Origin of the sequence: Halosimplex salinum (genome assembly GCF_003730195.1) — an archaeon.
Lineage (GTDB): Archaea > Halobacteriota > Halobacteria > Halobacteriales > Haloarculaceae > Halosimplex > Halosimplex salinum.
This window is the reverse complement of the sequence record NZ_QWGG01000003.1, coordinates 245,802-272,268: the sequence shown is the minus strand read 5'-3', so window position 1 is coordinate 272,268 and position 26,467 is coordinate 245,802. Positions and strand designations below refer to the sequence as shown.

Sequence of the window (26,467 nt, the reverse complement as noted above, 5' to 3'; positions counted from 1 at the left end):
TTCAGTCGTCGTCGAGACTCGCCCGCTCGCGTTCGGCGGTGCGCTCGATGAACTCCTCGGGGAGCGCGTCGACCTCGCCGACCTGCACGCTCCAGAGGTTGGCGTAGAGGCCGTCCTCGGCGAGCAGGTCCTCGTGCGTGCCCTGCTCGACGACCTCGCCGTCGTCCATGACGAGGATGGTGTCGGCGTCGCGAACGGTCGAGAGGCGGTGGGCGATGGCGAAGGTGGTCCGGTCGGCAGTGAGCGCCTCCAGCGAGCGCTGGATCAGGACCTCGGTCTCGTTGTCGACGTGGCTGGTCGCCTCGTCGAGGACGAGGATCTCCGGGTCTTCGAGGATGGCCCGCGCGATGGCGATCCGCTGGCGCTGTCCGCCCGAGAGCTTCACGCCGCGCTCGCCGACGGTCGTCTCGATGCCCTCGGGGAGGTCCTCGACAAACTCCATCGCGCCGGCCATGCGCAGGGCCTCGAGGATGTCGTCGTCGGTCGCTTCGAGGCCGTAGGCGACGTTCTCCTCGACGGTGCCGTGGAACAGGTAGGGCTCCTGACTCACGTAGCCGACCGAGTCCCGGAGACTCGACAGCGACACGTCGCGCACGTCGTGGCCGTCGATGCCGATGGTCCCCTCGTGGGGGTCGTAGAGGCGCATCAGGAGTTTGAGGAGCGTGGTCTTGCCCGCGCCGGTCGGGCCGACGAGGCCGACGAAGTCGCCGGGCTCGGCGGTGAAGGTGACGTCCTCGATGGAGTTCTCCTCGGCCTCGGGGTAGCGAAAGCGCACGCCCTCGTACTCGACGAGGCCGTCGACGCCGTTGAGGTCGTGTGCGTCGTCCTGCTCGTGGATCGACTGCGGGTCGTTCATCAGGCCGACGACGCGCTCGGCGGCGGCGAAGGCGTAGCGGTAGTTGTTGACGACGTTGCCGAACTGGCGCATCGGCCAGAGGAACCGCCGGGAGTACAGCAACATCGGCGTCAGCACCCCGAGCGTCATCCCGCCGGTGAACCCGACGGTCGCCCCGGCCACGGTGGTCTGAGGCGGGCCGAACAGCAGCCAGTAGCCGCCGACGAGGAACGTGAACATGTAGCCGAAGCCGGTGATGATTCGCAGGGAGGGGAAGAACTTGATGCGCGTCGTGATGGCGTCCCAGTTGGCGTCGAGGTAGTCCTCGGACGCGGACTCGACGCGGTCGCGCTCGAAGGACTCGCGGCCGTAGGACTTGACGACCTCGATGCCGCCGATGTTGTTCTCGAGTCGTGAGTTCAGGGCGCCGACGGAGCCGCGGACGCGGCCGTACTTCGGACCGATCTTCTGGACGAACACGTAACTCGCCACGGCGAGGACGGGGATCGACGCCAACGCGACGGCGGCCAGTTGCGCGTTGAGCCAGACCATCACCGCGCCGGTCCCGACCACGAGGACGGCGATGCGGATGCCGGCGTTGAGGTCGTTCGTGAGGAAGCTCTCCAGCTGGTTCACGTCGTTGTTGAGCACGGACATGATCTCCCCGGTCTGTTTCGAGTCGAAGAAGCTCATGTCCAGCCGTTGCACCACGTCGTAGGTGTCGACCCGGACCTCGTGCTGGAGGTGCTGGGCGAAGCGGTTCCACGCCCACGAGTTCACCCAGTTGAGGCTGGCGGTGAGGAGGTACACCACGGCGACGACGCCGACGGCGAACCAGAACTGCGCCTCCTGCGTGGGAGGGATGACGCTCTGGGGGATCAACGGCAGGGTGAACTGCTGCTCACCGACGAACAGCGAGTCGATGGCCACGCCGAGGACGAGCGCCGGCACGAGTTCGAGAAAGCGGGCGATGACGCTCGCGACGCCGCCGAGCGCGAACTCGGCCTTGTAGCCGCGACCGTAGTCGCCGAGCAGCTGCCACATCGGCCGGTCCGCGCCGTCCCGGAGGTCCTCGAACGCGTCGGCGTCGTCGTTCCCACCGGAGAAGCCCCATGACATGGGACGCGATAGCGGGGCTCCGCGTAAATAACTAACTCTCGTGTTAGTCGGTCGTGCTCGGCGAACCCGGTCCGACCGTAACGAACAGGGCCGTCGCGCTCGAACGGTGCGTATGGCCAAATCCCCAGGGAAAGCGGGACCGACGTGGCTCGACGTCGCCGACGAACTCATCGACGAGAGCGTCGACAGGGAGGAATCGGTAACGCTGAACGCCGAGGACCTGACAGTCGACGTCCCGCTGTCGTTCGGCGAGGAGGCCCAGCGGGCCCAGTGGCAGTTCGACGGGAAGGTCACGGTCACCGTCGAGGGGATGCGGGGCTCGATCGCCGAGTGGATGCACCTGTTCAGGGAAGCACAGCGCGAGTAGGTGGCCGCTCCGCCTCAGTCCAGATCGCCGGGCTTCGCCTGCCCGCCCGCAGCGCGCTCGATGAACTCCTCGGGGAGCGCGTCGATCTCGCCGACCTGCACCTGCCAGAGCGTGGCGTAGAGGCCGTCTTCGGCGAGGAGTTCGTCGTGCGTCCCCTGCTCGACGAGTTCGCCGTCGTCCATGACGAGGATGGTGTCGGCGTGGCGCACCGTCGAGAGGCGGTGGGCGATGGCGAAGGCCGTTCGGTCCTCGATGAGGTCGTCGAGGCTGTTCTGGATGACGGCCTCCGTCTCGTTGTCGACGTGGCTGGTCGCCTCGTCGAGGACGAGGACGTCGGGGTCTTTGAGCACCGCGCGGGCGATAGAGACGCGCTGGCGCTGGCCGCCCGACAGCTTCACGCCGCGCTCGCCGACCTTCGTGTCGTAGCCGTCTTTCAGGTCAGCGACGAACTCGTGGGCGCCGGCCACCTTCGCCGCCGCCTCGATGTCTTCGTCGGCCGCGTCGGGGATGCCGTAGGCGATGTTCTCCCGGACTGTCCCGTAGAACAGGTACGGCTCCTGACTGACGTAGCCGATCGACTGCCGGAGGCTGTGGAGGGTCACGTCGCGCACGTCCGTTCCGTCGACTCGAACCGCGCCCTCGTCGACCTCGTAGAGGCGCAGGAGAAGCTTCATCAGCGTCGTCTTCCCGGCGCCGGTCGGGCCGACGAGGCCGACCATCTCGCCCGGTTCGACGTCGAAGGAGACGCCGTCGAGCACCTGCTCCTCGCCGTCCTCCGTGTCGTAGGCGAAGTGAACGTCGTCGTACTCGACGGCCCCGTCGAGTCCACCGAGTTCGACCGCGTCGGAGCGGTCGGTGATCCCCGAGGGGGTGTCGAGGAGGCCGACGACGCGCTCGCCGGCGGCCTCGGCGTACTGGTAGTCGTTGATGATCTGGCCGAACTGCCGCATCGGGTAGACGAACCGCCGCGAATAGGAGAGGAAGGTGACGAGGAGGCCGGCCGTCAGCGGGCCGTTGAAGAAGGGCAGCGGCTCGGCGACGAGGCCGTTGTTCGCCATCACCCAGTAGCCGCCGACGAGGAAGGTTGCGGTGTACCCGGCGGCTGTCACCAGCCGCAGCGTCGGCCAGAAGGCGATTCGCGTCGTGATGGCGTCCCACTGAGCGTCGAGGTACTCCTGTGAGGACTCCGCGACGCGGTCGGTCTCGAAGCGCTCGGTGGTGTAGGATTTCACGACTTCGATGCCGCCGAGGTTGTTCTCCAGCTGGGAGTTGAGCTGCCCGACCGACGAGCGGACCTCCTGGTACTTCGGGTGGATGCGCCTGACGAAGACGAGGCTGGCGTAGCCCAGCGCCGGGATGATGACCGTCGGGACGATGCCGAGCCGCCAGTTCAGAAGCAACATCGCGACGCCCATCCCGCCGACGCGGAAGACGATGCCGATGCCCTGGTTGAGGCTGTTCGTGAGGAACCCCTCCAGCTGGTTGACGTCGTTGTTGAGGATCGACATCACCTCGCCGGTCTGCTTGTCGTCGAAGAAGGAGAGCTCACGGCGTTGCATCGCGTCGTAGGCGTCGACGCGCATCTCGTGCTGGAAGTGCTGAGAGAAGCCGTTCCACGCCCAGGAGTTCACCCACCCCAGCGCTGCGCCGAGGACGTGCGACGCGCCGAGCAGCCCGATCAGCAAGAGGAACTGGTCGAGCGCGTCGGTCGGGATCCACGGGTCGGGGACGAACGGGAGCCGCATCGTACCGAGGTTCGACCCGAAAAACGAGTCGATGGCGACTCCGAGCAGGAACGCGGGGACGAGCTCCATCAGCGTCGAGAAGACGCTCGCCAGCCCGCCGACGGTGAAGCGCGCCCGCTGGCCGCGACCGTACTCGCCGAACAGCCGCACCATCGCGTTGTCCTCGTCGGCGCGCAACTCCTCGAACTCGTCGTCGTCGGGCCCTCCCGGTGGCATGCCCCACCGTATCACCCTCGAACCCATAAGACTGACTTTCGTGTTAGTCCTCGTCGACGACCCGGGCGCGCGGAAGATTTTTCCCGGCTCCCGATGACTCGTGGATATGGCAACTGAGGTGGACGTGCAGGGAGACACGCACGAGGAGATCATGGGTGCGACCTATCACGCGCTGTGCAAGCACGGGTACGCCCACCTCACGATGCAGGACATCGCCGACGAGTTCGACAAGAGCCGCTCGCTCCTCCACTATCACTACGACACGAAAGAGGAGCTGATGCTCGCGTTCGTCGACAACATCGTCGGCTGGGTCGGTGCCCGCCTCGCCGAGTCGGACACTGAGGAGCCCCTGGAGCGACTGGAGGAGTTCGTCGACGGCTTCGTCATCGATCACGGCGAGGAGGACCGGGAGACGTTCGCGCTGGCGCTGCTGGAACTGCGGGTCCAGGCGGTCCACAACGAGCAGTTCCGCGAGAAGCTGGCGACCCACTACCAGACCAACATCGACACCGTCGCCGAGATCATCGCCGACGGCGTCGAGGCGGGCGTCTTCCACGAAGTCGACCCCGACACGGTTGGCGAAGCGATCTACACCTCGCTCGTCGGCGCGCGTATGTATCAGGTGACACTGGGTGCCGAACACGCCAGTCGCCGGATGCGCGACCAGATCGCCGAGTTCGTCGTCGACGACCTGCTGGTCGAGGACGGCGAAGTGGCCGATTACGACGCCGAGCGGTCCGGTTTCAGCAAGAACGATGGCGACGAGCGCGACGGCGACGACACCGAACACTAACGGCGAGGAGCGCGTACGCCCGGCCGGCATGAAACGCACCACCCTCGACTTCTCCGGCTTCTTCGACGTTCGACTGACGACCGACGACGCGCAGGCCGCCCAGATGACGCTCTCGCCCGGCCAGTCCACCGGCGGCCCCGACAACTTCCACGCGGAGAGCGACCAGTGGCTCTACGTCGTGTCCGGGTCGGGTCGAGCGACCGTCGACGGCGACGACGTCCGACTGAGCGAGGGCGATCTCGTCGTCGTCGAATCGGGCGAGACCCACGAGATCGAGAACGACGGCGACGAACCACTGGAGACGCTGAACCTGTACGTCCCGCCGGACTACTAGCTGTTCGGAGGCACGTCCGTCTCGGTTCTCTCGCCGCGACCGCTACCACAGTAACGACCAGTGTGAGCGTAGCGACGGCGACGGCTCACGAGACCGCAAACAGCGTGAAAGCCCCGCCCGTCTCGACTCGGGTGGCTCGTTGCGCTCCTCGGGCTTCGCCCTGCGGTGCTTACTTCGCCAGCCTTCGTCGAGACGGGCGCCCCTTTCATTCCCACCCACGGCGGCTGATGCGACGGTCGAAGCGGGTGGGAATGAAAGGGGCCGGACGCTGCGGGAAGCACGGCGCAGTAAGCACTGCAGCGAACGCAGTGAGCGAAGGGCGTGGTCCGAGAGAGCGCCGCTCTCTCGTCATCTCGAAAATCTTCGATTTTCGGCGACAGCGAGCCGCGCGACCGCAGCGTCCGGGGGCTTTCACGCTGTTCGCGGTTGCGGTCCCGATGAGTCTCGCACCGACACCCACACCCGCAACCGCTCGTTCTTCCGGGATCAGCAGGGTGAAACGGCCTCCGACGCAGGATCGAACACATGCCAGTCGACACACTTCCGCGACTCGGGCTCGGCACGTACTCCGACGACAATCGCGAGCAGTGGCGCGAGAACGTCGCCACGGCGCTCGACGTCGGGTTCCGTCACGTGGACACCGCGCAGGTATACGAGAACGAGCGATTCGTCGGGCAGGGGCTCCGCGACAGCGGCGTCGACCGCGACGACGTGTGGCTGTCGACGAAGACCGTCCACCACGACGTGCCGGCAGAACCGGAGCAGGTGCCCGAGGCCATCGACGGCTGTCTGGACCGTCTCGGAGTCGACGCCGTCGACCTGCTGTACGTCCACTGGCCCTCCGGGATATACAGCCACGAGGAGGTCCTCCCGGCGTTCGACGCCGCCTACGAAGCGGGGAAGGCCCGCCACATCGGGCTCTCGAACTTCACGCCCGAGCTGCTGGACGAGGCCCGCGAAGTGCTCGACGCGCCGCTGTTCGCCCACCAGGTCGAGATGCACCCGCTCCTGCCCCAGACGGAACTGGTCGAGTACGCGCAGGAGCACGACCACTGGCTGGTGGCGTACTCGCCGCTGGGGAAGGGCGCGGTCTTCGACGTGCCCGAGATCCGGGAGGTCGCGGAGAAATACGACGCGACGCCGGCGCAGGTGAGTCTGGCGTGGGTGACGTCCCACGACAACGTCGCCGCCATCCCGAAGGCGAGCAGTCGCGAGCACATGGCACAGAACCTTGCGGCGCTCGAACTGGCCCTCGACGACGAGGATATCGAACTGATCGACTCCATCGACGAGCGCCACCGGGAGATCGACCCCGGCCACGGTCCCTGGAACTGGTGAGGACGCGATGACGGGGACCGGTTCGGCGGGCGCGGCACCCGGAACTGACGGGTCGGTGCTCGTGACGGGCGCGACCGGGACCGTCGGGTCCGTCGTCGCGGCGGAGCTGGTCCAGCGAGGCGAACCGGTCGTGGCGGCCTCGCGCGACCCGGTGGGTGCCGATCTCCCGGCGAACGCGGAGCCGACGACGTTTGACTTCGACCGGCCGGAGACGTGGGGACGGGCGCTGGAGGGGATCGATCGCCTCTTCCTCGTGCGGCCGCCGACGGCGACTCGCGTCGGCGAGTCCGTCCTCCCCTTCCTCGACGCGGCCGAGCGGACGGGCGTCGACCACGTCGTCGTGCTGTCGGTGCTGGGCGCCGGGAACAATCCCCTGTTGCCCCATCGACGGATCGAGGCGCACGTCGAGGCGTCGTCGATGGCGCACACGCACCTGCGGGCGTCGTTCTTCATGCAGAACTTCGCCGAGGTCCACCGCGACGACGTGCGCGAGGGCCGGATCGTCGTGCCGGCGGGCGACGGCGAGACGAGTTTCGTCGACGCGCGGGACGTGGGCGAGGTCGGCGCGCTGGCGCTCGTCGAACCCGGCCACCGCGGCCGCGCCTACGACCTCACCGGGCCCGCGGCGCTGAACTACCGCGAGGTCGCGCGGGTGTTCTCCGCCGTCCTCGACCGGCCGGTGACCTACGCCGACCCGTCGCTCCTCGCCTTCCTCCGGCGCGAACTCGGCCGCGGGCGGTCGCTGGGGTTCGCGGTCACGATGGCCGGTATCTACACGACCGCACGGCTCGGGCTCGCCGGACGCGTCACCGACGACGCCGAGCGCGTGCTGGGCCGGCCGCCGCGCGATCTGACGACGTTCGTCGCCGACCACGCCGACCTGTTCGAGCCCGCCTGATCCGGTCCGGCGGTCGTGTGGGGACGAGGTCGACGCCCCGAACGACTACGTGGGCACGAACCCACTTCCGAGCCATGACAGCCGAACCGTTCGTCGTGGTCGGTGGCGACGCCGCGGGACTCAGCGCCGCGAGCAAGTGCAAACGCGAGGACCCCGACCGCGAGGTGGTCGTCTTCGAGAAGGGGCGGTGGGTGTCCTACGCCCACTGTGGCACGCCATATTTCGTGAAGGGCGAGGTCGAGCGGCTGACCGACCTGCTGACACTGTCCCCGGACGATATCGAGGAGCGCGGTATCGACCTGCGCCGGGAACGCGAGGTCGTCGCCGTCGACACGGACGCGCGGTCCGTGACGGTTCGCACGCCTGCGGGCGAGCGACGCGAACAGTCCTACAGCGACCTGCTCGTCGCCACGGGCGCCCACGCGCTGACCGCGCCGGTCGACGGGACCGACCTGGACGGCGTCTTCTCGCTCCACGGACTCGACGACGCGGCGGCGATCCGGGCGGCGCTGGAACCCGAGGGGGAAGCGACGCCCGAGTCGCTCGGCGGCGACGGCTACGTCGACCGCGAGCGGGTCGAGCGCTACGCCGCGTGGGCGCCACCGGAGACCGTCGCCATCGTCGGCGGCGGCTACGTCGGTGTCGAGATGGCCGAGGCGTTCACCGCCCACGGCCTCGACGTGCACGTCTTCCAGCGCGGCGACCACGTCCTCGGGCCCTTCGGCGAGGCCGTCGCGGAGCGCGTCGAGACCGAACTGCGGGAGCAGGGGGTCACGCTCCACCTGGACACCGAGGTCGACCGACTCGCCGGCGAGGGGCGCGTCGAGCGACTGGAGTGTACCGGCGACACCGCTATCGACGTGGATATGGCGCTCGTCGGCGTGGGGATCCGGCCGAACGTCTCGCTCGTCGCGGACACGGCGGTCGACCTCGGCGAGTCGGGGGCCGTCGCCGTCGACGACTACGGGCGCACGTCGGCCGAGGACGTGTACGCCGCCGGCGACTGCGCGGAGGCGCGCCACACCGTCACCGGCGAGTTCGACTGGGTACCGCTCGGGCTGACGGCCAACCGGGCGGGCCGAGCCATCGGGCAGACCGTCGCCGGCGACCCGAAACCCACCGGCGACATCGCCGGGACGGCCGTCGTCAAGGCATTCGAGCAGGAGTGCGGCCGGGTCGGGATCGTCGACCACGAGCGGACGCGCGAGGCGGGGTTCGACCCGGTGAGCGAGACGATCACGACGGCCTCGCGGTCGGGCTACTATCCCGGCGCGGCCGAGACGGTCGTCTCGCTGACCGCCGACCGGGAGACGGGGCGGCTGCTCGGCGGCACCATCGTCGGCACCGACCGGGCGGCCGTCCGGATCGACACCGTCGCGACGGCGCTGGAGGGCGACATGACCGTCGGCGAGGTGGAGAACCTCGACCTCGGGTACGCGCCGCCGTTCTCCCCCGTCTGGGACCCGGTCCTGACCGCCGCGAAGGTGCTGAACGGTTCGCTCGACGAGTGAGTGAGTCGGCCCGGCGGCGAGTCCACAGCCCGGTCACTCTGCCGCGCTCGCGGCGTCGCTGCTCACGTCGCCCGCGGCGGTCTCGGCCACCGCGTCGAAGTCGTAGGTGACGTCGGTCTGTTCTTCGGAGACGCTCCAGAGGCGGTCGGCGGCGTCCGCGTCGTAGGAGGCGTCGCTGGACCGCTGTGGCTCGGGATACCCCCGCATGTCGAAGAGACCGCCGGGGCCGACGTACTCGCCGCCGGTCACGTCGGGCGCGGTCGCGGCGTACAGGAGCGGGAGCGCTCCCCGCTCGGCCGACTGGGCGAAGACGGCGTTGGCCGCCCGCATCGCGTAGAGTTTCAGCGCCGATCCCTCCTGCTGGGGACCGCGGGCCTGCAGTCCGGTGTCCGCGTAGCCGGGGTGACAGGCCGCCGAGACGGTGTCCTCGACGCCGGCCGCGTCCAGTCGGCGCTGGAGTTCGTAGGCGAAGAGGAGGTTGGCGAGCTTCGACTGGCCGTAGGCCTCCCACTTTCCGTAGGACTCCTCGTGGTGGAGGTCGTCGAAGTCGATCTCGCCGCCCTGGTGGGCGCCGCTGGAGTGGGTGACCACGCGCGTCTCGCCCGGCGTCTCGACGATCCGCTCCACGAGGTGAGCGGTCAGCGCGAAGTGGCCGAGGTGGTTGACGCCGAACTGCATCTCGAAGCCGTCGGCGGTCTCGGAGCGCGGGACCGCCATCACGCCGGCGTTGTTACAGAGGACGTGCAACTCGTCGTAGTCGGCGAGTACCTCGTCGGCGAACGACTCGACCGATTCGAGGTCGGCCAGGTCGCACTCGCGCACGTCGAGGGCGGCGTCTTCGGCCGCCGCTCGCGGGCTTCGCCCGCTCGATTTCGAGGGGGTCCGCGCCTCGCGCAACTCGAACTCCCGGATCTCGGCGGCCGCCCGTTCGCCGCGTTCGGCGCTTCGACAGGCCATCACGACCGTCGCGCCGTTACGAGCGAGGACGCTCGTCGCCTCGTAGCCGAGGCCGCTGTTCGCGCCCGTCACGACGACGGTCTTCCCGGTGAGATCCGGAACGTCCGCGGCGGTCCAGTTGCTCATACCTGTCGGTCGGCCGCGATCCACTCAAACGCGTCGCCCAACTAGTCGTGGACGTACGGGGACGGCCGCGCTCGAACGCCCCCTCACTCGGCCGTCTCGGTGGGGTCTGCGGTGGGCATCTCGGCGACCTGCGTCGCGGTCAGGAGGACAACGATCACGACCGTCAGGGCCGCGCCGAGGACGAACGGCGACCAGTAGACGACGAGCGCGTAGAGAGCGGTCATTATCGGCGGGCCGACGGTCCGACCGAGACTGCCCGCGCCCTGTGTGACGCCGAAGGCGCTCCCCTGCGTCTCGGCGCTGGCCGCCAGCGAGACGAGCGTCGTCAGCGCGACGGTCAGCAGGCTGTTGCCGAGCGAGAGGAGCGTCAGCGCGCCCAGGAGGGCGATAATCCGCGGTCCGAACCCGAGTATCGCGCTCTCTCCGAGGAGCGCACGTCCGATCTCCGGCGAGAAGGGGAACGTTCCCAGCGCGACGACGAGCAGCGCGGCCCCGGCGACCGCGAGCCGTCTCGCCGGGACCGTCCGCGCCAACCGACCGACGACGACTCCCTGGTTTATCACGGCGAGCGCGCCGACGTAGGTCAACAGGAGGCCGGCCTGCGAGGCGTCGAAGCCGTAGATGTCGGCGACGTACGGGATGAAGGCGATCTGGATGCCCGAGAACGCGACGGAGGCGATCAGGAAGGCCAGGACGAGCGGACGCAGGGTCGCGTCGCGGAACGCGTCGACGAACTGGCCGATGACTCGCGGGCGCCGGGCCGGCCCCGCGTGGCGCTCGGGTTCGGGCAGGAACGCCCACGTCGCGGCGAACGCGACGAGACTCAGCAGGGCGGCGCCGAAACTCGGGAGCGAGAAGCGCGTCGCCGGCACGAAGTCGGGGAAGAGCGCGGTCGCGCCGGCGACGACGCCGTCGCTCGCCAGCACCGACCCGAGCGCGGGGCCGAACACGAAGCCGAGGCCGAAGGCCGCGCCGACGAGCCCGAGCGCGCCGGCGCGGCGGTCGGACGGCGTCACGTCGGCGATGTAGGCCTGCGCGGTGGCGATGTTGCCGCCCATCGCGCCGGCGAGCATCCGCGCGGCGAACAGCGTCCCGAGCGCGGCGGTCGTCCCGGCGACGGTCCCGACCTCGCCGCCGAGGCCGAACACCGTCCATGCGACCGCGTTCCCGGCCAGCGAGAGCATGAGCACCGGTCGGCGGCCCCGCGAGTCCGAGAGCTGTCCGAGCAGCGGCGCGAAGACGAACTGCATGAACGAGTAGGAGGCCGCGAGGAGGCCGTACACCACGTCGCTCGCGCCGAAGCTCCGCACGTAGAACGGGAGGATCGGGATGACGATCCCGAACCCCAGCAGGTCGATGAACACGATCGCGAGGACGGCGAACAGCGCCCGCTGTCGACCGGTGACGGAACTGACGACCGCGCGTGGGTCCTGCACGCGCCACCGTTGGGCGCGTCAGGTGGAATAACTAGGGTTGCCCGTCACCGTCCGACCTCGATACCGGGCCGGACTGGAAACGACCCTTAGTCCTCGCGCGCTCGCGAGACGGCGCTCCCGAGGTCGCGAGCGGCGGTCTCGGGGTCGTCCGCGCGCGTGATCTCGGTGACGACGGCGACGCCGTCCGCGCCCGCCTCGACCACTGGGCCGGCGGTGTCGGCGGTGACCCCGCCGATACCGACGACCGGGACGTCGACGGCCTCGGCTATCTCGCCGACGCGTTCGGGACCGATCTCGTGTTCGTCGTCGTCGATGTCGTCCTTCGATCCGGTGGCGTAGACGGCGCCGACGCCGAGGTAGTCGGCGCCGGCCTTCTCGGCACGGCGGGCGTCGTCGACGAACGAGACCGAGCGGCCGATCAGGGCGTCCTCGCCGAGCTGGTCCCGGGCGACCGCGATCGGGAGGTCGTCGTCACCGAGGTGTACGCCGTCGGCGCCGACGGCCCGTGCGAGGTCGACGCGGTCGTTGACGACGAAGGTCGCCCCTGCCTCGCGGGTGCGTTTCCGGAGTTTCCGCCCGAGGTGATAGCGCTCGCGAGCGCTCCGGTCTTTCTCCCGCAACTGCACCACGTCGACGCCGCCGTCGAGCGCCGCCTCGGCGACCTCCAGCGTCGTTCGATCCGCAGAGAGGCTCTCCTGTGTGACGAGATAGACGTCCCAGTCGGACATTGACGAACACAGGGCGCCGACCGATGTGTTACTTTCGAACCATCTTTTCTCGCCCGGAGTTCCGCTGCGCGCCCGGCGCGCCTGCGGACCCACGGGCGGAAGCCGGGTGAAACACCGCTAAACCGTCGCTCCGGCCGCGGGTCGCGCTCGCCGCCTCCACGAAGTGAGCACTAGCGAACGAGGGGTCGGAAGCCGACGCGCTTCCGGCGTTCGGGCGAACGCCCGCTACCGGGGGGACTCTCACGGGTCGTGCTCGCCTTCGGAGGGCTCCGACTCCGACTCTCGGCTCTGCCGTAGCTGTCTGATCAGGTTCAGGTGCATGAGATGGAGGTGCATCCCGATACCGAACAACAACAGCCCCATCCCGACGAAGATCAGCGGCATGAGAACCGCGTCGACTGCGGCCGGGACGGAGTCGAGATTCTCGGGCAGCAGAGTGAGGGTTGCGAGGAGGAACGCACCGACGATCACCCCGAGACCGGCCTTGACGAACCGGGAGTACCGTCCTACCTGCTCGAGTCGGTCTTCGATCTTATCCGTGCTCGTGGAAGTGTCGTCTGGGCACATCTGTCCGAGGAGCTATCGCGACGGGGGTGCTGTTCGCCGACGAGAAACGGGCGTTCTCGTCGACCCGGCGCTCGTGCGCCGGCCATCTGTCGGCACTCGTCGGAGCACCGCTCACACCGCCGCCGGTTCGTGACCGGTCTCGAGGGGGACGCGGCGTTCGCCGCTCGGGCGACCGATACCGGATCCCGTCTCCGTCAGAGCCATTCTAGCCGCACTGTCTCCCGCAAGCGGGTAATCCGGTGTGCCTGCTGTCGCAGGGGCGAGTTCGCCGGCGCGAACGACCGCGCGCTTTTCTCGCCGGCGCCGCTACGGGAAGGTATGACCGACGACACGTCCACCGAGGGCGATACTGCCGGAGACCGAGAGACGCCCAGCGTCGATCCGGCGGCGCTCCAGCGGCGCATCGACGTCGGCGACCCGGTGCGAGTGCTCGACCTGCGGAACCGCGACGAGGTCGAGCAGTGGCGCCTCGCCGGCCCCGCCGTCTCGCTCACGCAGAAGCCGTACAACCGGTTCGTCCAGGCGACGGTGACCGACGACGTGGACGGGTTCGTCGCCGACCTCGAGGGGGACGGGCCGATCACGGTGGTCTGCGCGCGCGGGGAGGCCAGCGCCGAGGTGGCGTCGGGGCTGGCGGACGCCGGACACGACGCCCGCAACCTCGCCGGCGGGATGGAGGCGTGGGCGCGCATCCTGCTCGCCACCGAGATCGAGGGTGCTGTCCCCGGTGGCGGCGCAGTCCCCGACGGCGACGCGTCGCTCGTCCAGTACCGCCGCCCCTCCAGCGGGTGTCTCGGCTACCTGGTCGTCTCGGGCGACGACGCGGCGGTCGTCGACCCGCTCCGGGCGTTCGCCGACCGCTACGTCGCCGACGCTCACGAGCACGGTGCCGAGGTCGAGTACGTCGTCGACACGCACGTCCACGCCGACCACGTCAGTGGCCTGCGCGCGGTGGCCGAGGCCAGCGACGCGACGGCCGTGATGCCCGCGGCGGCGGTCGAGCGCGGCGTCGCGTACGACGTGGAGACGGTCGCCGACGGCGAGGAACTCCGGGTCGGCGACCTGTCGCTCGAAGCCGTCAGCGCGCCCGGCCACACGACCGGGATGACGGCGTTCGCGATCGGTGACGCGCTCCTGACCGGCGACAGCCTGTTCACCGACGGCGTGGCCCGGCCGGACCTCGAACGGACCGCGGACGCGCCGGAGTTCGCCCGCGAACTCTATCGCACGCTCACCGAGCGGTTCGCGCGATTCCCGGACGAGACGGTCGTCGCACCGGGCCACCACGCCGAGGGCGCGCGACCCGACGAGGAGGGGGCCGTCCGAGCGTCGCTCGGCGAGTGTCGGGACCTGCCCGTCTTCGGGATGGACGAGGCCGCGTTCGTCGACCACCTCACCGATCGGACGCCGCCGCGACCGGCCAACCACGAGCGGATCGTGGCGATCAACCTCGGCCGCGAGTCGGCGGCCGACGCGGACGCGTTCGAACTGGAACTGGGACCGAACAACTGCGCGGCCGCGCCGGCCGACGACTGACCGTGACCGACCGCGACCCTGCGGACGGGCGCACCGACGCTTCGCCGGCGGGTCGCCCCGCCAACTCGGTCGACGAGCGCGCCGTTCACGAGCGACTCCGCGACGAACACGCGGACGTGTTCGACGCCGTCGCGGCGGCGGCCGAGGCGGTCGCAGCCGACGAGGAGATTGCCACCGCCGACACCGGGGACGCACCGCTCACCGACGGCCGGGCGCTCGCGGCCGCGCTCGAACGCGAACTCGCCGACGCGGGCGTCCTCGACCGGCTGCCCGCGGTACTGGAGACGGCGGTCGACGCGGCGGGGCTCGAGCTGGCGGCCGATCCGGTGGCAGCGCCGCCGTACGTCGCGGTCACGAGTCGCGGGCCCGTCCTGCGCGGGTCGACGCCCGACGGCCGTCTGGTCGTCGTCCTCCGCGCGTTTCGTGTGGAGCGCGACCCGCTGCGGTACGTGCGGACGGAGGGAGTCGCGGACGCGGTGTCGGTCTCGTTCGAGACGTAGAACTGCGGTTCGGCGTGTCGGGGGGCGACGCTCGCCCGGCGGGGCACGCTCAGAAGGGGAGCCGTTCGCGGATCTGTCCGATGAACGAATCGTCGCCGGGGTCGACCGGGCCGATGACGCCCTCCTCGGGGACGATGACGGTCCGGCGGTCCTCCTCGGTGGCTTCGATGAGGCCGTCGGACTTCAGGTCGGCCAGCGCGTCCTCGAGCGCGTCGATGTCGACCTCGACGCGCGACCGGAGTTCGAAGACGGTCATCCCCTCCTCGCGCCGGTCGGCCAGCGCGTCGAGGACCGCGACCTCGACCTCGTCGCGGTCGCGGTACTCCGGTTTCGCCCTCATACCTCTTCCTTCGGTAGGCTGGGTCTTACGCTTATCCCTCGTGACGGTCTCGCGTGCCCGCCTCCGGACCGCCCGACTGCTCGGTGTTCGGACAAACAGCACGCTTATTGTTCGGAGGCGTCGAACATGTGGCAATGAGTATCAAGTGTTCGCTCCTGGGACACAGCTTCGGCGAGACGACCGTCGAACGGGAGCGCGAAGAGGAGGGGACCGAAGTCGTCATCACCATCACCGAGATGGAGACCTGTTCTCGCTGCGGCGAGACGCGCGTCGTCTCCGAGAACAAGGAAGTCACGACGCTCGAGACGCCCGACGACGACGGCGACGAGTTCGAGGCGACCGTCGAGGAGTCCGAGGCCGACGAGGGGGACGCCGACGACGACGCGGACGAACCCGTCGACCCGAGCGATGCGACCGACGCCGTCATCCTCGACGACACCGACACGGAGTCGACGGCACAGGCCGAAGCCCGGGGCGGCGAGACGACCATCCCCGACGCCGAATCCGACTCGCCGGTCGAGGCGGACGCCGACACGTCGTCGGAGGGGGACGACGCCGTCATCATCGGCGACGACGAGAGCGACGACGAACCGCCGGCCGACGACTCCGCGGAGTCCGACGAACCGACCGACGCTCCGGCCGAGGACCCCGACGAAGGAGCCGACGACGACCGCGAGCCCGGCGAGTGGCCGGACGAGCCCTCGGACCCCGCCGAACGGGCCGGCGAGACGGCCGAGGTCGAGATTCTGGGCGATAGCGACGACGACGCCGGCGCCGACGAGTCGGACGAGTCGGCCGTCGGCGCCGACCCCGATGCCCACACGGACCTCGGTGTCGACGCCGGTGCGGCGTCCGCGGACGACGCCGGAACGCCCGACTCGGAGGAGTCGGCGGATGCGAGCGGCGACGCGGCCGGCGCGTGGCCCGAAGAGGAGGAGCCCTCGGCCGGTGCGTCCCCGATGGGTGACTGGCCCGAGGAGACCAAACGCGACGAACCGGCGGACTCGCGAGCCAGCGGCCCCTCGCTCGACGGGAGCGAGTCCCACTCGATCACCGTCCCCGAGGGGATGTTCAAGTGCGCCGAGTGCGGGTTCACGACCGAGGCCGACTCCTCGTCGCTCCGGGCGGGCGACTTCTGCCCGGAGTGTCACCGCGGGACTCTCCTCCAGCCCGAAGACACCGCGACTGCCGAGGAGTGACGCCGAGCGCCGACGTCGAGCCGACTGCGAGCGGTGACCGGGCCGGGCCGCTGGCTCGGCGTCCTCGAAAAAGGTAAGAACGGGGCTTGCAAAGGGTCGCCCATGCGGGAGTACAAGATGCGCCGGGGCGAACACCTCGAAGATCGCATCGAAGATATGGAGGCGACCGTCGAGGACTACTTCGGAACCATCTCCGGCACCGAGGAGTTCAAGGGGAGCGACCTGTACGTGGTCGAGGACCCGGACAACCCGGTGTTCGAACGCATCATCGCCGGGACGGTCGAGTACAGCGGCAAGAAAGACAAACTCGCAGTCGACTTCGTGGAGCGACCCGCTGAGGAAGTCATCGCCGAGGGGGACGCCGACGCCGCCGCGGACGCGGTCGACGCGAAGAACGACTTCCTGCTCGAGGCGACCGGGCGCGACGCCAAGAGCCGTCGCGACTCGATGAAACGCTCCGTCGAGGACAGTCCCGACGAAGCCGACGAAGTCTGACGCTCTTCTCGACCCCGACAGTCGGTCGAACAGTGTTCGCGGCAGACATAAATACGTTTGACACGTAGTACCACACGTCGCCTTCCTGGAGGCGCACACGAAGTATCCCGGCCGAACCGCCGGAACTGTGGTCATGGGTAGGGCCGTCCACAGTTCCTGTCCGGTACCACCTCTCGCGGGAGGCGGTCACCATCGGTATCCGGCGGTTCCGGTAAATGTTTTCTGGGAAGCGAGGAGACGGAGTCGTCTTCGCGCGACCGCGGAGCGTCCCCCGAACACCCGTGCGGTCGCGGCGGTGGAGGGTGCGACGGCTCCCCTCTCGGTCGGCGGATGAAGGCGGTGGAGGGTGCGACGGCTCCCCTCTCGGTCGGCGGATGAAGGCGGTGGAGCGGCGGGTCGCTTACTGGCCCAGCGGGTCGCGGTTGATCGCGACGCCGTGGGGCGTGATGATGAGCTGGTCGTCGCCCTTCTGGGCGATGTCGCCGCCGACCTCGTTGGCGACCTGCTTGAGTTCGTCCGTGATGTGTTCCATCGTCCGGTCCTGGGTCGTGTGACGCGTGATGTCCGCGATCACCACGTCGCCGTCGTAGACGGCGTCCTTGATGTCGATGACGTCCTGCTTGTCGCCAATCTTCGCGATCCGAACCTGCTTCGACGCCCCGGCCGCGGCGGTGTCGACGCCGTCGCTCTCGATCTCGATGTAGTCTTCCTTCTGCCGACTTCCGCCTGATTCCCCGAGGATCTTGCTCATAAGTCCCATACAACCTCTCCCGGTCGCTGTCCGTTTGTATTTTACGTCAGACACTCCTCGCCGCGCGGACATTCGCGGGCGACGCTCGACGACCCGTCCGCCGCGCACACCGCTGGAGCGGCCTCCGGTGTCACGCGAGCAGGTCGTCCAGCGTCGTCTCCTCGACCACCCAGTCGTCGGGGACGGACTCGCGGATAGTCAGCGTCACCAGGTCGCCGCCCCCACCGCGGCCGTGCATCGCCGCGACCGACCCCATGCGAAGCGACTCGCCGTCGGGCACCTCGACGACCGAGACGCGATACGTCTCCGCCTCGGGCAGCGCGTACCGGTCGACGACGGCCTCGCGGTCGAGGGTCTCGTCGAACTCGTCCGCGCGGTGGAGCCACCGGTCCCCGTCGAGCCCGTCGGGCTCGAACCGGAGATAGCGCTCGGGTCGCCCCGTCTCCAGCCCCACTACGATCGAGTCCGCCGCGAACGGTCCGGTCATCGAGTGAGACTGTCGCGTCGCGAACGGGTACGGGTTTCGGTCGGGTTCGGTTCGGCCACGGCGTTTCCGGTCACTGTTCCCACGCTGCGACGTTGAGTCGGCCTGCGACCACGTCGCCGTGCCCGCGCTGGATCGGGATCGGACGGCTCGCCGTACTCGCGCCGTCGGGAACGCCCAGATCGGGGTCTTCGACCTCGCTGAGGACGTTGGGATGATTCGGATCTCCCTGCGGTCCGTAGACGACGTGACGCGGCACGTCCCCGCCGCTCGGGTCGTCGTATTCGAACAGCGCCTGTTTCTCGCTATCCCCGGCCTCGGTGCGTGTGATGTTGATGTAGACGTAGTATCCCTGCGGCAGTCCCGACGGGTCCGAGGAGTCGTACAGCCCGTCGAGTCCCGTGCTCGCATCGTACACGCCGGCGTCCTCGACTTTGTTCCACACGTCGTCGATGGCCGACTCGGCCACGTCACGCTGGCTCGTCCCCGGGAGCGTGTCGGTGACGTAGCCCGCGTAGATGCTCAGGCCGATGGCCATCGCGGCGACGGCGATCAGCGCCGCGAGCGGCTCCGTCTGGCCGCCGTCACGCGTCGACGAGCGTCGCACGGTACTCACCCCACTTGACGTGTCTCACGACCAGCCGTCCGTCCGCGACGCGCCACTTCGGCACGTCGGGGTCGTCGACGCTGTTCTCCGCGAAGTCGGACGCCGAAGTCATGTCGTTCCGGAACTCCTCTTTGGCTGTCCACCCGACCCCCCCGCTGTACTGGTGGGAGATCGGTTCCCCGTGGAGTATCTTCTCGAGGTCGTCGCCCGACCTGTCGGCCCAGACCGGCACCACCCGGGCGTAGGAGAGGGTCGCGCGGGTCGTGCCGCCGTCGTTTTTCATGACGATGGTCTTGTTGGCGACGTACCAGCGGTCGGCTGTGTGCTCGTACTCCGCGGTGGCGTTGTAGCCGCTCGCGGTCGTCCGGTCGATGGCGTTTGCCACCGCTGGCGTGTCCGGCGCCGGCTCCGACGGGAAGGAGGCGACGACCCCCACGAACGCCAGACTCACCAGCGCGACGCCGAACCACACGTACCACGCGTCTGCCGGCGACTCCAGTTCCATACTCCCCTTGGTCCCGTCATCGTATTTAAACGAACACGCGAGGACGGGTGGGGCGGCGGACACGGCCGGCGGGGCGGCGGGGTCGGTGGGACGGCGGACACGGCCGGCGGGGCGGCGGGGTCGGTGGGGCGGCGGACACGGCCGGCGGGACGCCGGGGGCGTTCAGGAGCCTATCGTCAGTTGCGTGACGACGACGGCGACGACGTAGATGGGGGTCGAGGAGACGAGCGACCGGCCGACGTGATAGCCGACGAGCGACCGGTCGAGCCCGTGTCGCAGTCCGATCGAGAGCGTGGTGAGGATGACAGACATCATGAGGACGTAGCCGCCGACGACGAGGCTCAACTGGTCGGCCGCCAGCGCCTGTCCGACCTGGTCGCTGGCCGCGGCGGTGCCCGAACTGTCCTCGATGGTCTTGGCCAGCGCGACGGTCGCGCCGGCGACCAGCGGCCCGAAGTACGCCGCCGTGCTGTCGAGCGTCCCCGTCACCGCCGAGAGCTCTCGCTTGGCCTCGGCCTCGACTTCCTGGAGTTCCTCCAGGTGGTTGGCCATCGACACGACCGCGCTCCCCGCCGGCCGCCCCTCGTGGGCGGCGATCGACAGGAGCGACGCCATCCCGTGTGCGCGCGGGCTGGGAACGTCGGTGAGCGAGCCGTACTCGCCGAAGAAGGCCTCGTCGACGGTAACGTGTAGGCGCTCCTGCAGGCCGGCGGCGTGTGCGAACACCTCGCCGGTCTCGGCGGGGACGCGCTCGCCGGCGTGGCCGATGGCCGACTCGACGGCCTGCCCCTCCGCGACCTGCCGACCGACGAGAAACAGCGCGTCGGTGAGGTGTTCCTCCACTGCCCTGACGTGCTCGCGGACCGCCTTTATCGGGGCGAAGTACGTGAGCAGGGCCGTCCCGAGGCCCAGTCCGACGCCCGCGATCGGAGCGAGGAACCCGTGGTCGATGAGCATCATCGTGGCCGCGGCGACGAGGCCGATGGCCAGTCCGCCGCCCATCGCCTCGATGCGGCGGTCCGGGACGTCGGGGTGGGAGAGACCGACCGCCGGCGGCGGGAACGCGACCGGTCGCCGCTGGAGCAGCCAGACGCTCGCCGCGACGAGTCCGGCCGGGAGCGCCACGTCGTAGACGAGCACGAAGAACTCGATCGGGAGGTAGAACCCGCCGTCCGACCCGCCGGCGAGGCCGATGGCCGGCACGAGCGCGACGAGCGCGAGCGGGAGCATGACGCCGAACGCGTAGAGGCCGGTGGTCGGCCCGCGGATCTCGCTGGTGAACTCGGCCATCTCCTCGCGCGTCCCGTTGAGGACCGCCGTCAGCGACCGTTCGAGCGTCCGCTCGCGCTCGTCGGGGGGCGCGTCCTCGGCCGTCGCCAGCAGGTGGGCCGCTCGCCGGAGCGCCGGGAAGTCCTCGGCCCAGTCCTCGGCGAACGAGACCAGCCCCGTCTGGGGCGAGCCGATCGACCGGTCGATGTGGCTCTGCAGACTCGCCGCGAGCGGTCCGTGGCCGGTCTCGGCCGCGAACTCGACGGCCGTCTCCGTCGCCGGCTGGATCTGCATCCGCAGGACGGCCCGACCGACCAGGTTCGGTGTGTCGCCCAGCGCCTCCGTCCGGCGGAAGCCGGCGAGGATCGTCGGCGACGTGTGAGCGCCGTGAACCACCCCGATACCGACGGGGACGGCCAGAAGAGCGAACAGCGGCTGACCGATAGCGAACGTCACGACGGTCGTCAGGACCGCCGCGACCACGCCCGCGCCGTATCCGGCCTGGACGACTGTCTCCGGCGTGAACGGCGACTCGACGAACGCCACGGCGTCGACGAGTTCGTCGCTCGTCTCGACCTCGTAGGGGTAGAGACGCGCGAGCGCGCGGACGAGCCCGGCCTTCCAGCCCATGGTCACTCGACGCCCCGTCCGGCGTATGCCGCGGCGACCTCCGTCGGCGACGTCTTCCCGTCGTCCGCGATCGTCGCGATCCGGTCGCCGCGCTCCTTGACCGCCGCTCGCACGTCCGCGTACGACTCCGCCGGCCCGGTGAGGCGGTCGAGAAAGCGGCTCTCCCCGCGGTCGATCCGGTCGGTCGAGCGGGCGACGTCGTCCCCGATCTCGTAGAGGGGGGCAAAGCGGATCCCGTCTTCCCCGACGATGACCTCCTCGATAGCGGAGAGGCGGCGCTTGCGGCCCGTCGGAGTGCGGTAGGCCTGGACCGTCACCACGAGGTCGGTCGCGCCGAACGAGGAGGCGGGGACCTCGAGGTCGGAAACGACCCGTTCGTACACCTCTTCGGCGCCGTCGCCGTGGATCGTTCCGAGCACCGCGTTGGCGTTCGCGCCGACCCGCATCGCCTCGTAGAGGACACGCGCCTCTTCGCCGCGGATCTCGCCGACGACGAGCGCCCCGTCGCCGAGTCGGAGCGCCGTCCGGAGCGCGTCGGCTGCGCTGATCTCCGGGCCGTCGCCGGTGCCCGTTCGAAGGGGTTGCACGTCGCGGTCGCACTGCTGGAGCTGGTCGACCGGCAGTTCGGGCGTGTCCTCGATGACGACCGTCCGCGTGTCGGGCGTGACCTCGTAGAGGAGCGTCCCCAGCAGGGTCGTCTTCCCGGCGCCGCGGGTGCCGGCGACGAGCGCGGCGGCGTTGCGCTCGATGGCGACCGAGAGGAAGCCCGCGGCCTCGGCGGGCATCGTCCCGTTCCTGACGAGTTCCGGCAGCGTGAACGTGTCCTCGGCCTGCTCGCGGAAGGCGAAGGCCACCCCCTCCGCGACGGGGTCGGTCACCCCGGCCACGCGGAGGCCGGTCCCGTTCTGCAGGTCGGCCGTCGCGTCGACGGTCGGCGTCGCCCGCGAGAACGCCCGTCCGCTCGTCCGGCGGATGCGTGAGGCCAGCGCCCCGCCGCCGTCCTCGGTGAGGTGGACGTTCGTCGTCATCGCCTGCCCGTCGACCTCGACCCGGATCGGGTTCGACCCGACCGGCGAGGTGGCGTACACGTCTGTCACCCGCGGGTCCGCGAACAGGTCCTCCAGCACGCCGTACCCCTGCGTGTGCTTCCCGAGGATCGACGTCAGGATCGGGTCGACCTCGCCGTCGCTGACGTACTCGACGGCCCGCGAGGCCCGACGGTCGCCCTCGACTAACCCCTTCGCGATGGCCTCGTACCCCTTCAGCAGGAGTTCGCGCTGGTCGACCGAGAGGCTCACGTCGACCACGTCCAGCGAGTACAGGGGGACGGAGTCCTCGCGGCCGTAGATACGTGCCGTGCTGCCGGTCGGCAGTTCCCTCACGTCCCGCAGCCGTGCGCCGTCGTCGACGGCCCGGTCGACGAAGTAGTGACCGACGGTCAGGCCGACGGTCGGGGCCAGCGCCGCGTCGTAGTCCTCGACGTCGGCCGCCGCGCCGACCAGCCCCGCCTGCGTCGCGATGTCGGCGACCGGGCCGACGCGCGTCTCAACCTCCTCGGCGACCGAGAGCGGGTCGGTCGCGGCGGCCCCGGCGAGGCGCTCGTCGCGCTCGCCCAGCAGGTCGACGAACCGGCCGGCGGTCCCGAGCAGGTCGAGCGCGCGGTCGCCGTAGCGGTACTCCAGCCCGCTCGACCGGACGACCAGCCCGCCGACGGTGTGGTCGGCGAGTTGGCGGACGACCGTCGCCCGACACGCCGGCGACGCCCGCAGGTCGCCGTCGCCGTCACACGCCGAGGCGTCGACCAGCAGCGTCCCCTCCTCGATGGTCAGATCGCAGGTACAGGGACCGTCGTCCGTCTGGTCCGGCCCCTCGCCGGCCAGACCGTCGAGCCCGACCGCGCCGAGGACCGACCCCAGAGAGAACGTACCCTTTGCCATGCCGGGAGTGGCCGCGTGTTCGGTCTTAAACTTCTACACGCGGGAGCGAGCGTCTCGCCGACGTGACCGGGTCACCCGCCGACCCGGTGGACCCGGATGATCGAGTCGCCCGTCCCGCGCTCCCGTTCGAGCCGGAGGATAAACTCCTGATGTCCGGTGATCCGCCCCAGCTTCAGCGTCCCGCCGTCGGCGTTGACGACCGGTGCGTCGACGTGGTGGGTCCGCTCGGGACGCCCTCCCACGCGGTAGGTGATGATACTGTGTCTCTCGTCTGGGAAGTACTCGATCTGGAACTTCAGGACCGAAGTCGCCGTGAGCGACGGGGTCGGGAACTCCACCTCCAGGACCCGTTGGGGACCCTGCACGCCTCTCGGGGGAAGGTCTTCCCGCTCGTCGAGTTCGACTGCGGTCTGTTCGAACTGACTGGCGATACTCCCGACACGCCCGTCGCTGTTGGCGCCGGCCGCGTGGTCGATCGCCGGCAACGCGATCCCGAGCAGCACGACGGTCAGGACGACTGCAAGGAGGACGCGGATCACGGCAGTTTCGAACGGATCGCGGTCAGGATACCGTCGCCGTCGTCGTCGTCGCGGTCGAACGTGTCGGACAGCATCTCCTGATCGGCGTCCCCGTCGGTGTCGGCGCGGCCGCTGCCGTTCGCAGTCCCGGCGCGGCCGCCGGCTCCGCCGGTTCCAGCGCGACGGCCGGCCCCGCCACGGCCACCCGCTCCCGTTCCGGCCCCGTTGCCGGCGCCCGCGCCCGCGCCGCGGCCCTGGCCGTTCGCTCCGCCGGCGTCCCGTCCCCGTCCCTGGTCGCCGCCGGTGACGACCCGGTCGACGGACCGCTCGGGGTTCTCCGGTCCGGCGCGCCCGTGACCGCCCCCGGCCGACCGGTGACGGTCGTCGCCCCGCCCGCCGCGGGCCGGGCCCTCGGTGAGCGCTTCGAGTTCGCCGACGCGGCGCTCCAGGCGGTCGACGGCCGCGATGGCCGCGTCCGCCCGTTTCTCCACGTCCTCGTTGACGGAGCGGACCTGCCCGACGAACCCCTCCACTGACTGCGAGCGCGCCTCGACGGTCGCGAGACGCTCCTCGACGTCGTCGAGGCGGGACTCGAGCCGGTCCAGGTCGTCGGCGACCGCCGCGAGGTCCGCGAGCTCGTCGAGCTCGTAGTCGCCGTCGACGACCGCCCGCTCGACCGCCGTCAGCCGCTCGTCCAGGCGCTCGATGTCGGTCATACCCCTCTTGCCCACCTCATCGTATTTAAACCACAACGCCGTGGCCGCCGTTCGCACCGTGAACGTGGGGTTCGGACCACCTGATCCCGCCTGCGGGGTGGCGGCCGCCCGCCGGCGCTCGCTCAGTCGTCCGGGGAGAGCGGCTGGTCTGGCTCCACGTCCACGTCGCTGGCGTTGGGGCTGTCCCCGCCGTGTGGCGTCTCCCGCTGGCGGACGTTCGCCGAGTGGACCGTCTCGGTCGCGTCGTCGATGACGATGACCTCGCCGGGGCTCGTGGGCAGGCGCTCGGCCAGCGAGGTCTGCATGTACGTCGGCTGTGCGGCCTCCAGCGCGTCGAGGTCCGCCTCCGAGGTCAGCCGGTGGGAGACGACGACGTCGGACTGGGAGACGGCCACCTCCGAGACGGCGCTGGGCCGCTGGGTCGCCAGCACGAGGCTCACCCCGGGGGCGCGCCCACGGGTGAGGATCGTCTCCAGCGCGGCCTCGCCGACGCCCTGGAAGAAGGTGTGGGCCTCGTCGATCATGTACCAGGGGAGCCGCTTGATCTCGCCGTCGACCCGAGCGCGATACAGCGCCTCGCCGATGCCCCGGACGACGGCGTTCATCGGCGCCGAATCCAGTCCCGACACGTCCACGACGGTCACCTCGCCGCCGCCGAGCTCCCGGGCGTCCAGCCCGTCGGAGTCGAAGATGCCCCACGAGTCGGCGAGATTCAGGTGGTTGATCGCCGCGCGCTTGTCGACGCCGGGCGCCTCGGTCGCCTCGATGTTCGCGCGCATGTCCGCGAGCGTGGCCTCGTCCTGTGCGGCCTGCCAGACGAGACCGCCCGCGCCGCTCTCCGGCGAGAGGTCCAGCAGCGCACACCACGACCGCGGGTCGAGCGTCGTCGCGGTGATCTCGGGGTCGTCGATCACCTCGGCGGGCACGGGGTCGCCCTCGGAGGCCTCGCCGAGCGTGGGAAACACGCCCATCGGGTCTGCGATGACCGGCGCGACGCCGTGGGCCCGCGAGAGCGCCTCGGCGACGACCCCCAGCGTGTAGGACTTCCCGTACCCCCGCTTCCCGACGATCAGCACGGCGTGCGGGCCGTCGAGGTCGAGGTGCAGCGGCGCGCCGCTGGAGCCGTCCCGCGCCCGATAGCTCCCCAGATGACCCGCCGGCGCGTCGTCGTCGGCCTCGACCACCTTCCCCCGTCCGATGACGAATGTCACGCGAGTCGATACTCGCTCCCCCGCACTTGTAACTTCGGTTCAAGGTTTAAATACGAGGACGGGACCAAGACCGGCATGCGGCGCACAACGACGCTGTCGCAGGACGAACGGGCCATCGAAGGACTCCCCATACGGCTCGTCATCGCCCTCGTGGTGGGTGTGGCGAGTCTCGCCATCATGATGCAGATGATCGGCGACCTGGGGTTCAACTCACAGCAGGAGGTCACCGTCGAGATCCGCTCCGGCGGTATCGCAGATTCCGGCGGCAGTGACATCGAGATCACCGTCGTCACGGAGGAAGGTGACCCGGTCCGAAACGCGCGAGTCCTGATGGAGTCCGGGACGCTCACACTCGAGAACGGGCCGCTCCAGATGCGTACCGGGGGGTCCGCCTCGCCGACCTCCGACGACGGGAAACTGAAGATCGGGTCCGCCTGTGACGTCGACGACCCCAGTACCAGTTGCGGGTCGTCGACCAGCGACAGACCGGCGGTCAACTTCCGATCCGACCAGGACAAGGGGACGCTCACGTTCGACATCGTGTTCAACGGGGACGGGAACTACAAGGACGAGAAACCGAACCCCGAGCTCGTCGTGACCCGGTGAGTGCGACATGCGGTCCACAGAGCCGGTGTATCGTCCGCACGGAGTTCGGCCAGCGTTCCGCGCGGTGTCGTCGAAGACGCAGGTGACGCCCGGCCCGTCGTGCCACGGCCCTCCGCGGTTGCGATCGCTACCACCCCGACGGCACGAGAGACTGGCAACGGCCGACGACCGATAGAATGCAGCACACTCTTTC

General features: G+C 69.9%; 27 protein-coding genes. 11 read left to right on the top strand and 16 right to left on the bottom strand.

Annotated elements, in window-relative coordinates; genetic code table 11:
- Position 1: 1 nt before the first annotated feature.
- The gene (locus D1409_RS09695; RefSeq protein ID WP_123536515.1) at positions 2-1,954 is read right to left on the bottom strand and encodes an ABC transporter ATP-binding protein; all 1,953 of its coding nucleotides are present in this window, start codon (positions 1,952-1,954) and stop codon (positions 2-4) included.
- Between the two features lie 112 nt (positions 1,955-2,066).
- Here D1409_RS09695 and D1409_RS09690 point away from each other — a divergent pair, with 112 nt between their 5' ends.
- Positions 2,067-2,321: a hypothetical protein gene (locus D1409_RS09690; RefSeq protein ID WP_123536513.1), complete on the top strand. Its 255-nt coding sequence runs from the start codon at positions 2,067-2,069 to the stop codon at positions 2,319-2,321.
- Positions 2,322-2,335: 14 nt separating this feature from the next.
- Here D1409_RS09690 and D1409_RS09685 read toward each other — a convergent pair whose 3' ends face one another.
- Positions 2,336-4,282 carry an ABC transporter ATP-binding protein gene (locus D1409_RS09685; protein ID WP_123536511.1) on the bottom strand — a complete coding sequence of 649 codons (1,947 nt, stop codon included), beginning with the start codon at positions 4,280-4,282 and terminating at the stop codon, positions 2,336-2,338.
- 106 nt (positions 4,283-4,388) lie between these two features.
- On the opposite strand from D1409_RS09685, the gene D1409_RS09680 reads away from it, so the two are divergent.
- The 5 genes from D1409_RS09680 (at position 4,389) to D1409_RS09660 (ending at position 9,156) form a co-directional block, all read left to right on the top strand.
- Positions 4,389-5,075: a TetR/AcrR family transcriptional regulator gene (locus tag D1409_RS09680; protein ID WP_123536509.1), complete on the top strand. Its 687-nt coding sequence runs from the start codon at positions 4,389-4,391 to the stop codon at positions 5,073-5,075.
- Positions 5,076-5,103: 28 nt separating this feature from the next.
- The gene (locus tag D1409_RS09675; protein ID WP_123537081.1) at positions 5,104-5,409 is read left to right on the top strand and encodes a cupin domain-containing protein; all 306 of its coding nucleotides are present in this window, start codon (positions 5,104-5,106) and stop codon (positions 5,407-5,409) included.
- A gap of 525 nt (positions 5,410-5,934) precedes the next feature.
- Complete coding sequence (locus tag D1409_RS09670; protein ID WP_123536507.1) at positions 5,935-6,747, top strand: aldo/keto reductase; 813 nt, start codon at positions 5,935-5,937, stop codon at positions 6,745-6,747.
- A gap of 7 nt (positions 6,748-6,754) precedes the next feature.
- On the top strand, positions 6,755-7,645 hold the full coding sequence (locus tag D1409_RS09665; RefSeq protein WP_123536505.1) for an SDR family oxidoreductase: 891 nt from the start codon (positions 6,755-6,757) through the stop codon (positions 7,643-7,645).
- 74 nt (positions 7,646-7,719) lie between these two features.
- Positions 7,720-9,156, top strand: coding sequence for an FAD-dependent oxidoreductase (locus D1409_RS09660; RefSeq protein ID WP_123536503.1), 1,437 nt, complete (start codon positions 7,720-7,722; stop codon positions 9,154-9,156).
- Positions 9,157-9,189: 33 nt separating this feature from the next.
- Here D1409_RS09660 and D1409_RS09655 read toward each other — a convergent pair whose 3' ends face one another.
- From D1409_RS09655 to D1409_RS09640, 4 genes are all read right to left on the bottom strand, one after another.
- Positions 9,190-10,239 carry an oxidoreductase gene (locus tag D1409_RS09655; protein WP_123536501.1) on the bottom strand — a complete coding sequence of 350 codons (1,050 nt, stop codon included), beginning with the start codon at positions 10,237-10,239 and terminating at the stop codon, positions 9,190-9,192.
- A gap of 83 nt (positions 10,240-10,322) precedes the next feature.
- Entirely contained in the window at positions 10,323-11,675 is a 1,353-nt protein-coding gene (locus D1409_RS09650; protein ID WP_123536499.1) for an MFS transporter, read from the bottom strand.
- Positions 11,676-11,761: 86 nt separating this feature from the next.
- Positions 11,762-12,403, bottom strand: coding sequence for a thiamine phosphate synthase (gene thiE / locus D1409_RS09645; RefSeq protein WP_123536497.1), 642 nt, complete (start codon positions 12,401-12,403; stop codon positions 11,762-11,764).
- Between the two features lie 240 nt (positions 12,404-12,643).
- A complete protein-coding gene (locus D1409_RS09640; protein ID WP_123536495.1) occupies positions 12,644-12,970 on the bottom strand; it encodes a hypothetical protein in 327 nt (108 codons plus the stop codon).
- Between the two features lie 318 nt (positions 12,971-13,288).
- Here D1409_RS09640 and D1409_RS09635 point away from each other — a divergent pair, with 318 nt between their 5' ends.
- A complete protein-coding gene (locus D1409_RS09635; protein ID WP_123536493.1) occupies positions 13,289-14,506 on the top strand; it encodes an MBL fold metallo-hydrolase in 1,218 nt (405 codons plus the stop codon).
- Positions 14,507-14,508: 2 nt separating this feature from the next.
- Positions 14,509-15,006, top strand: coding sequence for a hypothetical protein (locus tag D1409_RS09630; protein ID WP_235853537.1), 498 nt, complete (start codon positions 14,509-14,511; stop codon positions 15,004-15,006).
- Between the two features lie 49 nt (positions 15,007-15,055).
- Here D1409_RS09630 and D1409_RS09625 read toward each other — a convergent pair whose 3' ends face one another.
- Complete coding sequence (locus D1409_RS09625; RefSeq protein ID WP_123536491.1) at positions 15,056-15,346, bottom strand: DUF6432 family protein; 291 nt, start codon at positions 15,344-15,346, stop codon at positions 15,056-15,058.
- 134 nt (positions 15,347-15,480) lie between these two features.
- On the opposite strand from D1409_RS09625, the gene D1409_RS09620 reads away from it, so the two are divergent.
- Positions 15,481-16,545: a DUF7093 family protein gene (locus D1409_RS09620; RefSeq protein WP_123536489.1), complete on the top strand. Its 1,065-nt coding sequence runs from the start codon at positions 15,481-15,483 to the stop codon at positions 16,543-16,545.
- Between the two features lie 102 nt (positions 16,546-16,647).
- Entirely contained in the window at positions 16,648-17,040 is a 393-nt protein-coding gene (locus tag D1409_RS09615) for a DUF5611 family protein (RefSeq protein WP_123536487.1), read from the top strand.
- Positions 17,041-17,440: 400 nt separating this feature from the next.
- Here the strand turns inward: D1409_RS09615 and D1409_RS09610 are convergent, their stop codons facing one another.
- The 9 genes from D1409_RS09610 to D1409_RS09570 all read right to left on the bottom strand — a co-directional run bounded on the left by D1409_RS09610 (position 17,441) and on the right by D1409_RS09570 (position 25,668).
- The gene (locus D1409_RS09610; protein ID WP_123536485.1) at positions 17,441-17,800 is read right to left on the bottom strand and encodes a cell division protein SepF; all 360 of its coding nucleotides are present in this window, start codon (positions 17,798-17,800) and stop codon (positions 17,441-17,443) included.
- 121 nt (positions 17,801-17,921) lie between these two features.
- Positions 17,922-18,278 (bottom strand): hypothetical protein, encoded by a 357-nt coding sequence (locus D1409_RS09605; RefSeq protein WP_123536483.1) that lies wholly within the window; start codon positions 18,276-18,278, stop codon positions 17,922-17,924.
- Positions 18,279-18,348: 70 nt separating this feature from the next.
- Entirely contained in the window at positions 18,349-18,882 is a 534-nt protein-coding gene (locus tag D1409_RS09600; protein ID WP_123536481.1) for a DUF7285 family protein, read from the bottom strand.
- The gene (locus D1409_RS09595; RefSeq protein WP_123536479.1) at positions 18,860-19,387 is read right to left on the bottom strand and encodes a DUF7283 family protein; all 528 of its coding nucleotides are present in this window, start codon (positions 19,385-19,387) and stop codon (positions 18,860-18,862) included. The genes D1409_RS09600 and D1409_RS09595 overlap by 23 nt, the downstream gene beginning before the upstream one ends.
- Positions 19,388-19,549: 162 nt before the next feature.
- Positions 19,550-21,286 (bottom strand): secretion system protein, encoded by a 1,737-nt coding sequence (locus tag D1409_RS09590; RefSeq protein ID WP_123536477.1) that lies wholly within the window; start codon positions 21,284-21,286, stop codon positions 19,550-19,552.
- A gap of 2 nt (positions 21,287-21,288) precedes the next feature.
- Positions 21,289-23,223: a type II/IV secretion system ATPase subunit gene (locus D1409_RS09585; RefSeq protein ID WP_123536475.1), complete on the bottom strand. Its 1,935-nt coding sequence runs from the start codon at positions 23,221-23,223 to the stop codon at positions 21,289-21,291.
- 71 nt (positions 23,224-23,294) lie between these two features.
- Complete coding sequence (locus D1409_RS09580) at positions 23,295-23,762, bottom strand: DUF7311 family protein (RefSeq protein ID WP_123536473.1); 468 nt, start codon at positions 23,760-23,762, stop codon at positions 23,295-23,297.
- Positions 23,759-24,457, bottom strand: a complete 699-nt coding sequence (locus tag D1409_RS09575; RefSeq protein WP_123536471.1) for a DUF7310 family coiled-coil domain-containing protein — start codon at positions 24,455-24,457, stop codon at positions 23,759-23,761. The genes D1409_RS09580 and D1409_RS09575 overlap by 4 nt, the downstream gene beginning before the upstream one ends.
- A gap of 122 nt (positions 24,458-24,579) precedes the next feature.
- Positions 24,580-25,668: an ATP-binding protein gene (locus tag D1409_RS09570; RefSeq protein WP_123536469.1), complete on the bottom strand. Its 1,089-nt coding sequence runs from the start codon at positions 25,666-25,668 to the stop codon at positions 24,580-24,582.
- Positions 25,669-25,743: 75 nt separating this feature from the next.
- Here D1409_RS09570 and D1409_RS09565 point away from each other — a divergent pair, with 75 nt between their 5' ends.
- Positions 25,744-26,274, top strand: a complete 531-nt coding sequence (locus tag D1409_RS09565) for a hypothetical protein (protein WP_123536467.1) — start codon at positions 25,744-25,746, stop codon at positions 26,272-26,274.
- Positions 26,275-26,467: the final 193 nt, after the last annotated feature.